This window comes from Arthrobacter sp. TJ-236 (assembly GCF_058269235.1).
On the sequence record NZ_JBZCNI010000001.1, the window covers coordinates 1,582,298 to 1,594,580 of the forward strand.

The 12,283-nt window shown below is 70.3% G+C and carries 14 protein-coding genes; 11 read left to right on the forward strand and 3 right to left on the reverse strand.

Going from position 1 to position 12,283, the window contains the following annotated elements; genetic code table 11:
- Window positions 1-37 precede the first annotated feature (37 nt).
- Together AC4D16_RS07440 and AC4D16_RS07445 are read right to left on the reverse strand one after the other, a co-directional pair.
- The gene (locus AC4D16_RS07440; protein ID WP_490954465.1) at window positions 38-511 is read right to left on the reverse strand and encodes a hypothetical protein; all 474 of its coding nucleotides are present in this window, start codon (window positions 509-511) and stop codon (window positions 38-40) included.
- A 155-nt stretch (window positions 512-666) separates the two neighbouring features.
- A complete protein-coding gene (locus AC4D16_RS07445) occupies window positions 667-2,826 on the reverse strand; it encodes an MMPL family transporter (protein WP_490954466.1) in 2,160 nt (719 codons plus the stop codon).
- 93 nt (window positions 2,827-2,919) lie between these two features.
- Between AC4D16_RS07445 and AC4D16_RS07450 the strand changes: the two genes are divergently transcribed.
- The 8 genes from AC4D16_RS07450 to AC4D16_RS07485 all read left to right on the forward strand — a co-directional run bounded on the left by AC4D16_RS07450 (window position 2,920) and on the right by AC4D16_RS07485 (window position 9,399).
- Window positions 2,920-3,378, forward strand: a complete 459-nt coding sequence (locus AC4D16_RS07450) for a MarR family winged helix-turn-helix transcriptional regulator (RefSeq protein WP_490948020.1) — start codon at window positions 2,920-2,922, stop codon at window positions 3,376-3,378.
- Between the two features lie 19 nt (window positions 3,379-3,397).
- A complete protein-coding gene (locus AC4D16_RS07455) occupies window positions 3,398-4,195 on the forward strand; it encodes a methyltransferase domain-containing protein (protein ID WP_490954467.1) in 798 nt (265 codons plus the stop codon).
- Window positions 4,188-4,763: a hypothetical protein gene (locus AC4D16_RS07460; protein WP_490954468.1), complete on the forward strand. Its 576-nt coding sequence runs from the start codon at window positions 4,188-4,190 to the stop codon at window positions 4,761-4,763. Before AC4D16_RS07455 ends, AC4D16_RS07460 begins: the two co-directional genes overlap by 8 nt.
- 174 nt (window positions 4,764-4,937) lie before the next feature.
- Entirely contained in the window at window positions 4,938-5,330 is a 393-nt protein-coding gene (locus AC4D16_RS07465) for a hypothetical protein (protein ID WP_490954469.1), read from the forward strand.
- 9 nt (window positions 5,331-5,339) lie between these two features.
- On the forward strand, window positions 5,340-5,864 hold the full coding sequence (locus AC4D16_RS07470) for a low molecular weight protein-tyrosine-phosphatase (RefSeq protein ID WP_490954470.1): 525 nt from the start codon (window positions 5,340-5,342) through the stop codon (window positions 5,862-5,864).
- 10 nt (window positions 5,865-5,874) lie between these two features.
- Window positions 5,875-7,938 (forward strand): chorismate-binding protein, encoded by a 2,064-nt coding sequence (locus AC4D16_RS07475; protein ID WP_490954471.1) that lies wholly within the window; start codon window positions 5,875-5,877, stop codon window positions 7,936-7,938.
- A gap of 94 nt (window positions 7,939-8,032) precedes the next feature.
- On the forward strand, window positions 8,033-8,527 hold the full coding sequence (locus AC4D16_RS07480) for a hypothetical protein (RefSeq protein ID WP_490954472.1): 495 nt from the start codon (window positions 8,033-8,035) through the stop codon (window positions 8,525-8,527).
- Window positions 8,524-9,399, forward strand: coding sequence for a tetratricopeptide repeat protein (locus AC4D16_RS07485; RefSeq protein ID WP_490954473.1), 876 nt, complete (start codon window positions 8,524-8,526; stop codon window positions 9,397-9,399). The genes AC4D16_RS07480 and AC4D16_RS07485 overlap by 4 nt, the downstream gene beginning before the upstream one ends.
- Before the next feature lie 95 nt (window positions 9,400-9,494).
- Here AC4D16_RS07485 and AC4D16_RS07490 read toward each other — a convergent pair whose 3' ends face one another.
- Window positions 9,495-10,154, reverse strand: coding sequence for a pyridoxamine 5'-phosphate oxidase family protein (locus tag AC4D16_RS07490; protein WP_490954474.1), 660 nt, complete (start codon window positions 10,152-10,154; stop codon window positions 9,495-9,497).
- Window positions 10,155-10,234: 80 nt separating this feature from the next.
- Here AC4D16_RS07490 and AC4D16_RS07495 point away from each other — a divergent pair, with 80 nt between their 5' ends.
- From AC4D16_RS07495 to AC4D16_RS07505, 3 genes are all read left to right on the forward strand, one after another.
- Entirely contained in the window at window positions 10,235-10,705 is a 471-nt protein-coding gene (locus AC4D16_RS07495; RefSeq protein ID WP_490954475.1) for a MarR family winged helix-turn-helix transcriptional regulator, read from the forward strand.
- A 43-nt stretch (window positions 10,706-10,748) separates the two neighbouring features.
- On the forward strand, window positions 10,749-10,967 hold the full coding sequence (locus tag AC4D16_RS07500) for a hypothetical protein (RefSeq protein ID WP_490954476.1): 219 nt from the start codon (window positions 10,749-10,751) through the stop codon (window positions 10,965-10,967).
- 91 nt (window positions 10,968-11,058) lie between these two features.
- Complete coding sequence (locus AC4D16_RS07505; RefSeq protein WP_490954477.1) at window positions 11,059-11,937, forward strand: aminodeoxychorismate lyase; 879 nt, start codon at window positions 11,059-11,061, stop codon at window positions 11,935-11,937.
- Window positions 11,938-12,283 lie beyond the last annotated feature (346 nt).

Genomic DNA, 12,283 nt, shown 5'->3' on the forward strand with positions numbered 1-12,283 from the left:
ACGATGCCAGCGACGGTCCGCCGGAGGGTCGCACGCGTCACTGGTTCACCTCCACACCGAAGCCATCGATGATCCTCTGCGTGAGGTCGGGGATGGTGTTGGAGGGCCGGTTGGCCTCGAGCCGGTCGCCGAAGTCGGAAGCGATGATGCGCCGCGCCTCCTCCGGGTCGTTCTGCAGCAGCTCCTGGTAGCCCGGCAACGTGTCCTCCACGATCAACTTCCACCTGTCCTCCTGGTTGGCGATGTTCCCGTCGGGAAGTCCTGTGGTCCAGTCCACGCTGCCCTGCAGTGGGTTGTCCCGGCCGAAGACCGTCTCGGGTCCCGGTGCCCCCTCGGAGCCGCTCAGCGGATAGACCTCGGGGTAGCTCGTGGCACCGGCAATGCTCGGCTCCCCCACCAGGGTCATCCCCCACGTGACGACATCCCCCGTGCCCGAGCCGGAGGTGCCCATGAAGACCGCGAGCTGCTCCAGCTGCTCCAGATTCGCGCCGATCATGCCTGTGGCGGTCATGCGTCCCCCACTCCTCTGCTCGTGGCCTGGCTCATTGCCCTGCCCTCGACACCGGCGAGGATCTCACCACAGGCTATGGCGGGCGCCGGGTGGTGTCCGTGGAGAGAGGTGCCCATGTCCACCTCCGGGCAAGGACACCGGAGGGAAGGCCGATGTCACCGTGGTGACGGTACCCGTCCGAGCGCCGACGGCCACCAGATCGTCGGACCGAGGTCGTAGGCGAGGGCCGGGATGAGCAGGGAACGCACCAGCACCGTGTCCAGCAGCACGCCGAACGCGACCACGAAGGCGATCTGCGCGAGGAACAGGATGGGGATGACCCCGAGGGCAGCGAAGGTGGCGGCGAGGACGACGCCCGCCGACGTGATGACACCTCCTGTCACGCCGAGCCCACGCAGGACCCCCGGCCGGGTGCCGATGCGCAGCGACTCCTCGCGGACGCGGGTCATGAGGAAGATGTTGTAGTCCACGCCGAGCGCCACGAGGAAGACGAACGCGAACAGCGGGACCGAGGCGTCGGCGCCCTCGAAGCCGAAGATGCCGTTGAACACCAGCGCCGAGACGCCGAGCGCCGTCGCGTTGGACAGCGCGACGCTCGCCACGAGCAGCACCGGGGCGAGGACGGAGCGCAGCAGCACGATCAGGACCAGCAGGATCACGAGCAGCACGATCGGGATGATCTTCACGAGGTCCGCGAGCGCGGTGTCGTTCGTGTCGATCGCCACCGCCGTGACGCCTCCCACGAGCGCGTCCGTCCCGGCGTCGTCGAGCGCTGTCCGCAGCTCGCGCACCACGTCCTCGGCGCGGTCCGAATCGGCCTGGTACTCGAGCGTGCCGCTGATGAGCACGCGGCCGTCCTCGACGACGGCGGCACCGGTGGGATCCGCCGTGACCATGGCGTCGGAGATGCCCGCCTGCCCCGCGACGACGTCGAGCGCGGCCTCCTGCTCCACCTCGGGTGCCACGACGTACACCGGGCTGCCCGAGCCGGCGTCGAAGTGACGGGCCAGGGCGTCCTGACCGTCCACGGCGTTCGAGGGCGTGAGGATCAGGGCCGACTGCGGCACCCCGTTGGCCTGCAACTGGGTGAGCCCGAGTGCCCCCGCCACCAGGATGAGCAGCGAGGCCACCCACACCGCGCGCGGACGTCGCGCCACCAGCAGGGCCACGCGCCGCCACACACCCTTCAGCCTCTCCAGGCCCGTCTCGGCACTGACCGCCGCGGGGTCGTCGAGGGCAACGTGCCTGCCGTGGTGGGGTGCCGTCACGGTGGCCCGCTCTGCATTGAAGCGCGGGCGGAGCGGCCAGAACGCCGCCCTGCCGAAGAGCACCAGGAAGGCCGGGAGCAGCGTGAGAGCAGCGGCGAGCGAGAAGACGATGCCGATCGCGGCGATGGGCCCGAGGCTCTTGTTCGAGTTGAGGTCGGAGAAGAGCAGGCAGAGCAGGCCGAGGATCACCGTGGCGCCGGAGGCGAGGATGGGCTCGAACGAGCCGCGGTAGGCCACCCGGATGGCCTCCCACCTGGTGCGGTGCTCGGTCAGCGCCTCGCGGAAGCGCGCCACGAGCAGGAGCGAGTAGTCGGTGGCGGCGCCGATCACGAGGATGGACAGGATGCCCTGGCTCTGCCCGCTGAGCTGGATCCACCCGAGCTTCGCGAATCCGAAGACGAGCAGGATCGAGGTGGCCAGCGCGAACACGGAGGTCAGCAGCACGAGGAAGGGCAGCACGAGGGAGCGGTAGACCGCGAGGAGGATGAGGAACACGGCGCCGAGGGCGACGGCGAGCAGGATCCCGTCGATGCCGCCGAAGGCGGCCACGAGGTCGTTCGTGAAGCCCGCCGGCCCCGTGACGTAGCCGGTGACGCCGTCGGGCAGGTCGTCCTCGAGCGTGGTCCGGAGCTCCGCGACCACCTCCTCCAGTTCGGCGTCGGAGGAGACGAACGCGATGTACTGGACCGCGAGGCCGTCCTCCGACGGCACGGGCCCGACGACGGCGGGAGCACCCTCGGCGGGCGCCTCGAGGCCCTCGACCGAGCCGAGCGTGGCTCCGAGCTCCTCGTAGCCGGCGAGGTCGGCGGGTGCGATCGCCGTCGAGGACTCGGCGACGATCACCGCCGGGATGGCGTCCGACTCGCTGAACTGCTGCTGGAGCTCACCGGCCTCCGTGGACTCGGCGCTCGCCGGCAGGAAGGAGGCCTGGTCGTTGCTCGAGACCTCCTCCAGACGGCCGAACGTGGGCCCGCCCACCGCGGCTCCCGCCAGCCAGATGAGGACGACGACGACGGGCAGCACGACCCTGAGCCAGCGGTTCTTCATGTCTCTCCAGACCTCGGAATCAATCTCTATCGCAGAGTATATCTATGATGGAGATATATCGAACTCGCTCTAAGCTGAGCACGGAGGTGGTACATGACGACGCGCCAGGAGCTGATGGCTCTTCTGCGGCAGTTCACGATCGAGACGGACCGTTACGTCGGGGCCGCGAGCGACCGCGACAGCCTGTACCGGACGGACCTCCACGCGCTGAGCATCATGATGGGCGCCGCCGGGGCAGGCCTGACCGTCACCCCCGGCATGCTCCGCGAGGAGCTGAACCTCAGCTCTCCCGCGACCACGGCCCTCGTGGACCGCCTCGACTCCGCCGGCCACGTGACGCGGAAGCGCAGCGAGGTGGACCGCCGGCAGGTTCACCTCGAGCTGACGGACAAGGCCCGCACCACCGGCGCGGCACTGTTCGCGCCGCTGGCCCGGCGGATCGACGGCGTCTTCGACGGGTACTCCGACGAGCAGCTGGCCCTGCTCCGCACCATGATGCAGAGCGTCACGGAGGCCACCGTCGAGGCCACGAAGGACGCGCAGGGCGGCTGACCCGCGCTAGTCTCCACCCATGAACGAGGAGACCTACTCGCACGGCCATCACCCGAGCGTGCTCGCGGCGCATGCGGCACGCACGGTAGCGACCTCCGCGGCGTACCTCGAGCCGCTCCTGGAGGCCGGGATGGACGTGCTCGACGTCGGCTGCGGCCCCGGAAGCATCACCGCGGAGTTCGCCGGCATCGTGGCGCCCGGCTCCGTGCTCGGCATCGACAGCTCCCCCGACGTCGTGGCCCAAGCCGTGGAGCTGTACGAGGACATCCTCAACCTCGAGTTCCGCACGGGCAACGTCTACGACCTCGACGCCGCCGACGAGTCCTTCGACGTGGTGCACGCCCACCAGCTGCTGCAGCACCTGGCCGATCCGGTGGCCGCCCTCCGCGAGATGCGCCGCGTCCTGCGGCCCGACGGTGTGGTGGCCGTGCGCGAGGCCGACTACGGTGCCATGACCTGGTACCCGGAGGTCACGGAGCTCGGCGAGTGGCAGGAGCTCTACCGCAGCCTCGCGCGGAGCAACGGCGGCGAGCCCGACGCCGGGCGGCGCCTGGCGTCCTGGGTGTCCGAGGCGGGCTTCACCGGCGTCGAGGTGACGTCGTCGACCTGGGTCCACGCGGCTCCTGAGGACCGCGCGGCCCACGCGGCGTCGTGGGCGGACCGGGTGCTCCACTCGGCGTTCGCCGAGCAGACACTCGAGCGGCGCCTGGCGGACCAGCGGACCCTCGAGCGCCTCGCCGACGGATGGCGGCGCTGGGCACGGCTCGACGGCGGCGTGTTCCTGACGCCGAGCGTGGAGATCCTCGCGCGTGGCTGAGACCGGACACTCGCATGATGACATCCGCCGGACACCGCCGGGCCGCTGGGAGAAGATCGGGATCATTGTCACGCTCGCCCCGGTGGCACCGATCTTCCCGATCTCCGCCGCTCTCGAGGCCCTGGGGTTCTCCTTCTGGGAGCGCATCGCCGTGAGCCTCCTGGTCTTCAGCGTCGCCGCGTACTTCCTGTTCCGGCGCGTGCGGCGCGAGAGGGTGCAGCGCCAGGCCGCGGATCTGGGCCGTGGCGTCTTCGAGTGCGGCATCCGCTTCCCGCGCGCACGCCCGGGCTCGCTCTCCGACGTCTGGGAGTTCGGCACCGCGCGCCTGCGCGACGGGACACTGCAGGTCCAGGGCCAGGTGGGTGATCTCGACGCAACGCCCGTCGGGCGGCTGAAGACCTTCGCGAACGCCACGCTCATCGGGGAACCCGAGGGCAATCGTCCTCCGAAGCTCGTGGCCGGGTACCGGCGGTGGCCGGCCACCTTCCTGCAGACCGACGGCGGCCTCCTGCAGGTCATAGCGCCGCCCACCGCGACCGCCGTCTTGAAGAAGGAGCTGACGGCGTGACCGGATGGGCAGCTCTATCCATCGCGGCATGACGAACCGTGGCCTAGGCTGACGGCAAAGGTCTCGACCAAGGGGAACGGGCATGTCGAACGGCATCATCGGGCCTGACTCTGCAGCAGCGCGGGAGCTCTCGACCATCACACTCCTGGACCCGCACGTCCTCAGGTTCCTCGTATGAGCGCGCCCCTCTGGCGGCCCCGACAGTGGGATTCCCATGTGCCGCCGAGGCTCAAGGAGCCGTACCCATGGGCGCACCCCAACTACCGGGAAAGTGTCCACCCCTTCAGTAATCCCCGGAACACGGTCCTGTTCGGTGTGGGACTCGTCCTCGCCGGACTTCTCATGGCGGGAACATCCACCGACAGCTATCGAGACGAGGGCGACCCCGCGGCCCTATGGACAGGAGCGCTTCTTCTCGTGATGTTCGCTGCCGTCGGAGCGTGGGGCGTCCATCTTGGCGCGACCCGCCTCCGCTGGATCCGGCGATTCCGCGACGAGTACGGCTTCTCGCCCTTCGACCGACAGCCCGACGGAGCCGCGCCACTTCGGAGCTGGAACCAGGGCTAGGCTTCTCGGATGTACCGCATCATCACCGTCTGCACGGGGAACATCTGCCGCTCCCCCATGGCGGAACTCATGCTGACGCAGGCCTTCGCGGAGGCGGGCATGGCCGACGACGTCGCCGTCGACTCCGCAGGCACCACGGACTGGGAGGCGGGGCGGCCCATCGACGAGCGGGCGGCCACGAAGCTGGCCGAGCTCGGCATCGAGAGCCACCTCCACCGCGCCCGCCGCTTCGAGCCGACCTGGTACCGCGAGCGCGACCTCATCCTCGCCCTGGACCTCGACCACTACGGCGCTCTGCGGACCAACGCGCCCGACGACGACGCCCGCGATCGCATCCACCTGCTCCGCGAGTTCGACCCGGCCACCACGGACTCGGACCTCGACCAGCTCGGCATCTACGACCCCTGGTACGGCGACGCCAGCGACTTCGACGCGACGTGGCGCCTGGTCGAGGGCTCGGTGGACGGGATCGTCCGCTACGTCGCCCACGAACTCGAGGCCGGCTCCTCCGCCGACACCGAGACCGACGACTGACGCGCGGGCCGTGCCACTCACAGCTCCCCTCCTGATCGCGATCGACGGTCGCTCAGGCGCCGGCAAGACGACGCTCGCCGTGGAACTCGCCGCACTGCTCCGCGAACACCACACCGTCAGCGTCTTCCATCTCGAGGACGTCTATCCGGGCTGGGACGGGCTGCAGGGCGGCATCGACCGCTATGTCGAGCACGTCCTCGGGCCTCTTCGTGCCGGGCAGTCCGCCCGCTGGAACGCATGGGACTGGGTGCACGGGCGGGACGGCGCGGAACATACCACCGCGGCGGCGGACATCGTGGTGCTGGAGGGCGTGGGCGCCGCCGCAGCAGCAGCCCGGCAGCACCTCGATGCGATCATCTGGGTGGAGGCCGATGCCGACACCCGCCACCGCTCGGCCATGGCACGCGACGGCGATGCCTACCGGCCCTTCTGGGAGCGCTGGGCCGCGCAGGAGGACGCCTGGCTCCTGCGTGACAGCCCCGCCGTCGCCGCGGACGTCGTCGTGCGGGGTCACCACGGCCCGCCGTCACCCTCCGCCGTGCGCCTGGCCCTCACCTCGCTGCCCGCGTGCGCCGTGCTGCTGGCACCCGAGCGGGCGGAGCGGCGCGGGCTGACACTGGAATGCGCCACGCTCGACGCCGACCCCGACTGCGCCGCCCTTTTCTCCAGGCTCTACGGCGAGGCACCGGCAGCAGTGTGGCTGGACAGTTCCGACGCCGCGGGCTCCCCCGGCCCCCGCAGCAGGTTCAGCATCATGGCCGACGACGGCGGTGCGTTCGGGCAGCAGGCGCACCACCGGTCCGGCGTCACGGAGGTCACGGCGGGAGCGGTGACCGCACGCGTCCGCGCCCCCTTCTTCCGCTGGCTCGAGGACGTGTGGGGCCGCCGCGCCGTGCGCGCACCCGACGGCTACGCGTGTGGATTCGCGCTCGGCTGGATCGGCTACCTCGGCTACGAGCTCAAGCGGGAGACCGGCGGCTCGGACCACCCCGGGAACGACGGCGCCCTGCCGGACGCGGCACTGCTCTTCGCCGGACGTGCCGTCGTGGTGGATCACGCCAAGAGGACCGTGCACCTGCTGACGCTCGACGACGGGCGGCCGGACCGCGAGCGGGACGACTGGCTCGACCGCGCGGGGCAGGCCGTCCTCGAGGCGGCGTCGCCCCTTCCCCCGCCGTCTTCTGCACCTGCGCCATCGCCTCTGCCACCCCTGCCCGTCCCCGTGTTCCTCGGGAGGGATTCCCGTGACGAGTACCTCGCGAAGGTGAGGCGCGCGCAGGCGGAGATCACCGAGGGCACCACGTACGAGGTGTGCCTGACCACGGCGCTGACCGCGCGCGTCGGGACGATGGACCTCCTCGCGGCATACCTGCGCCTCCGGGCGGTGAGCCCCGCACCGTTCGGTCATCTGCTCCGCTTCCCCGGGTTCGCCGTGGCCAGCACCTCTCCCGAGCGGTTCCTCGCGTTGACCGCGGGCGGTGACCTGCGCGCCGAGCCGATCAAGGGCACACGCGGCCGGTCCGCGGACCCCGCCGTGGACCGCGCACTCCTCGAGGACCTCAGGACGTCGGAGAAGGACCGCGCGGAGAACATCATGATCGTCGACCTGCTCCGCAACGATCTCTCGCACCACGCGGTGCCCGGGTCCGTCCAGGTGACCCGGCTCTGCGCCATCGAGACCTACGCCACCGTGCACCAGATGGTGAGCACCATCGACGCACGCCTCCGGCCGGGCAGCGCGCGGGCCGGCGTCGTGGCCTCCGCCTTCCCCGCGGGGTCCATGACGGGCGCGCCGAAGATCAGCACCATGCGGATCCTCGACGGTCTCGAGCAGGCACCGCGCGGCCCCTATTCGGGGGCCGCTGGTTACTTCAGCCTCACCGGTGCGGCCGATCTCGCCGTCGTCATCCGGACACTCGTGCTGCAGGAGGAAACCGGCGCGGCGGGCACCACGCTGTCACTCGGTGTCGGTGGTGCGGTCACGGCCGATTCCGATCCCGGCGAGGAGTGGGACGAGGTGCGGACGAAGGCGCACGGCGTGCTGTCGGCCCTGGGTGCGAAGTTCCCGGACTGATTTCCCGGTCTGACTTCCGGTTGCCGAGCGCTGAAGAACTAGCATGGGCGGACCACGGGCGGTGATCCGAGCGGCGAGCGTGCAAGGGGGCGTCATGGGGAGTACGAGGGCCGGCGTCGTCGTCGCGGGTTTCCTCGCGTGTGCGGCGTACAGCGTCGTCGGGTCCCTCCAGATCCTCGTGTGGAGTCCGCTGGCGGTCGTTCCGGGGCGCGAGCTCGAGGAGATCTACCGCCTGATGGCCGACGCACGCGAGCCCATGGCGGTGACGTCCGTGCTCATCTGGGGCACTCTCGGCCTCCTCCTCGGAGCGTCCGTCGCCATCGCGAGCACCGTCCGCCGGTACTGGACCGCCCAGCAGGTGCTGGTCCTCTACCTCGGGGTGCTGGTCCTCGGCGGGCCGTCCTTCTTCGCGGCGTCCTTCAACCCCGGCATGAGCATGGCCGACGCCTTCGTGACCCACGGTGGCGACAGGACACCGTGGGGCCTCGTGCTGTGCAGCATCAGTGCGGCGGCGCTGCTCACCCTCGTCGGGCTGGGCTGCCGTGGAGTGCTGCAGGAGCGGGCGCGCACCCGATCGGCGACGCCGTGACACCCCTGTACGTCCGCTTCCAGGCGCCGACCCCGAACCGTCGGGGCATCCGTCCCGGCGTCTTCGCGCTCACGAACGCACTCGGTCGGCGGGGCCTCCTGACCCCCGAGGACCACCAGTGGTGGCTCACGACGAACGCCTGGTGTGACAACGCGTACGCGCACCCGGACGTGTACGACGACGCCGTGAACCCGGGCGCGCACGCGTGGTTCAGGTCCTCGGCCACGCACCTGATCGACGTCGCGGAGGAGTACCGCGCGCTGCTCGCCCGCTACGGCGTGGCCTGTGAACGGGTCGAAGCGGACACCCCGGGCCGGATCATCTACGTGGACGACGTGCAGGTCGTCGTCGTGCAGGATGAGCCCATGACACTCGACGACGAGCTCGACCTGATCCTCGCGCGGCGTGACCGCGCGGACATGCAGCCCACGCTCGACGCCCTCCTGCCGATCCTCGCAGCGCATCCGCAGAATGCCCGCGTGCTCTACGAGGTGGCCGGCGCATACGACACCGCGGGGCAGGAGGAGCAAGCTCGCCCCCTCTACGAGGACGCCCTCGCAGCCGGGCTCGACGGCGACCTCCTCATGCGGTGCTCCGTGCAGTACGGCTCCACCCTGCGCAACCTCGGCGAGCTGGAAGCATCACGGGAGGTGTTCGCCCGAGCGCGGGCGGCCTTCCCGGACTCCCCGTCGCTCGGAGTGTTCGAGGCCATCACGCTGCACGCCCAGGGCAGGCCGCACGAGGCCGTCGCATCCCTGCTCGAGCTGCTGGCGGAGACCGCGCACACGCCCGACATCGAGCGCTACGCCGCGGCGATCCGGGCGAACGCGGCGTTCATCCGCACACTCGACGGCCATCCGACGACGGCGTAGCCCCTGCGACCTGAGCGAGCGGACATCCGCCGACTCGATTCAGGATCGCAGCAGCGCCTGGACCACGCGGAGTCCCCAGCTCGCAGTCGCGCGCGTCACGAGGCGTGCTCGCCGTCGTCGGCCCCTGACGCCGCGAGCCGCGAGCGCAGCGCGGCGTTCTCCGCCTCCAGGGCATCCAGCCGGCGCCGTATCGGGGCGGCGATCTCCTCGACCTGGCGGCGCGTGTACTTCGGCTCGATGTGCTGCGGGCAGTTCCAGTCGAACGCCTCGACGGTGACGATCACGGCCCGCTCGACGACGGCGTCGTAGCCGTCGACGGCAAGGGACGCCACGAGCTCCGGCTCCTCGTCGGCGAAGACCACCCTCGCGGTGCCGAACAGCTTCAGTCGCCTGCGCCCTGCGTAGTCCATCGCGATCAGGGACACCCGGCCGGAGCCGCTCAGGTTCCCCATGGAGACGTACTGGAGGTTCCCACGGAAGTCGGCCCAGGCCAGTGTCCGCTCGTCGAGCACCCGCAAGAAGCCGGGCGGGCCGCCGCGGAACTGGACGTAGGGCCAGCCCGTCTCACCCATGGTCGCGAGATAGAAGCCGTCCCGTTCCTGGAGGAAGTGCGTCACCGTCCGCGTCAGGGTGTCAGCATCCGCCCGCCGCCGTGCCTCGGTTGCGCGCCGGCCGAAGAACGCAGCGCTCCCGTAGCGCTCCTGTACCTCCTGAACTGCGGGAGTGAAGGCGATCCCGGCAAACTGTCCGCTCATGAGGGGCCTCTCGGTGGCTGGTTCGATGTATAGTATCCTAATAGTTAGTGCACGAACAATATTCCCGACAGGACTCCCCCATGACTCCTCAGAACGACGACGACCTCCTCCTCGAGCGGCAATTGTGCTTCGCGCTCTCCGTCGCCTCCCGCAGCGTGATCGGTGCCTACCGGCCGGTCCTCGAGGACCTGAACCTCACCCACCCGCAGTACCTGGTGATGCTCGCCCTGTGGGAGGAGAGCCCGCGGACGGTCCGATCCATCGGCGACGCCCTCGCCATGGAATCGGCGACGCTCTCACCCATGCTCAAGCGGCTCGAGGCCCTCGGCCTGCTGACGCGCACCCGCGTTCCCGGCAACGAGCGTGCCCTCGCGGTGGATCTCACCGCGGCGGGGACTGCCCTCCGCGAGCGTGCCGTCACCGTCCCGACCACCATGATGCAGCGCCTCGGCCTGAGCCGTGCCCAGGTCGACGCCCTGAACGACGCGATGCACGGCATCATCAGCGCCACAGGGACCACGTTGCCCGGTCGCCCGGCGCGCACCCCGTGACGCCTCCGATCCCCCGGCACCACCCGACAGGAAGGACACGACGATGAGCGAGAAGGAACCCTTCTCGGCCCGCTTCATGGCGGCGACCGGCAAGCTGAGGATGTTCTTCGGGCCGGCGCAAGGCGGCTCGACGGCGGGGCCGATCGTCTACCAGGACGACGAGGCGCACCACCGCCGCCAGGCCGAGCTCGAGCAGTGGACGGTGGTCAGGAACCCGGACGGCTCCACCTACCTGACCCCCCGCAAGCCCACGGAGGACTAGCGACGCCCTGCCCTTGCAGCGGGCGCCGAACGGCTGTGACGCCGCACCGGCCTCCGCTGATCGGCGGGAAGCTGCGGATACGCTGTCCGTCATGACAGTCCTCGTGTTCCTCGACCCGGCACATCGCGACGGCAGGGTCGTCGACGCGACGCAACCACAGCTCATGGCCACCGATCTCGGAGCCACGCGCGGCGACGGCATCTTCGAGTCGATGCTCGCCGTGGACGGGGCACCGCGTAAGGAGCAGGCACACCTGGACCGGCTGGCGTCGTCGGCCGCGGCCCTCGACCTGACCGTGCCCGACGCCGACGCCTGGGGCCGTGCCATCCGCACCGGGCTGCGCGAATTCGCTGCTGCCGAACCCGAGCGGACCACCGCCGTCGTCAAGCTGATGGCCACGCGCGGCGTCGAGGGCTCGGGGCGCGCGACGGCGTGGGTCCAGGTGGCGCCGGTGCCCGCCGCGACCGCCCGGCAGCGCGAGGCCGGCCTGAAGGTCCTGTTCCTCGAACGCGGGTACGACAGCACCGTCGCGCAGCGCGCGCCGTGGCTACTGATGGGCGCCAAGACGCTCTCGTACGCCGTCAACATGGCGGCGGTCCGCTACGCCAAGGCGCAGGGCGCCGACGACGTCATCTTCACCTCGTCCGACGGCAAGGTGCTCGAGGGCCCGACGTCGACCGTTCTCCTCGCCTATGACCGCGACGGCGTGAAGACCCTGCTCACCCCGCAGCTCGAGAGCGGCATCCTCGCCGGGACATCGCAGAGCGCGCTCTTCGCCGCGGCGAAGAGGGAAGGCTGGGAGCTCGGGTACGGCCCGCTCGAGCCGCACCACCTCCTCGACGCCGACGCCGTGTGGCTCATCTCGAGCATCCGGCTGCTCGCTCCCGTCCTGTCGCTCGATGGGCAGGAGCTGCGCACCTCAGCGGCGCTGACGGCGGAACTGAGCGATCTCGTGGACCGCTTCGTCTGACCCACTCGGGAGCGGGCTCTGCAGTGCTGTTCGGCGATCTACATGTTTGGTTGATTCGACCGACCAGAGTTCAGAGGCGCCGATCGGTGGTTCGTCGGGATCTGGGTCGCACGAGTGACACCTGCGACATCGAAAGGCCGTTGGTGTCAGGCTGCGCCAGGAACGATGAAATCTGCTCGCTCTCGCGTGTTGTCCCGTTCGAAGTCGTCTTCCTCGATCAGCCAGCGATGCTGAAGATCGCGGTGAGTATCTCCGTCGCGTTCCGATCCCCTGCGCCGTCGCTCGAATTCATCACCGGCTCAATCGCGCTGTTGGTAGGCGGCGTCGTGCCCTCAGTAGGCGGTGC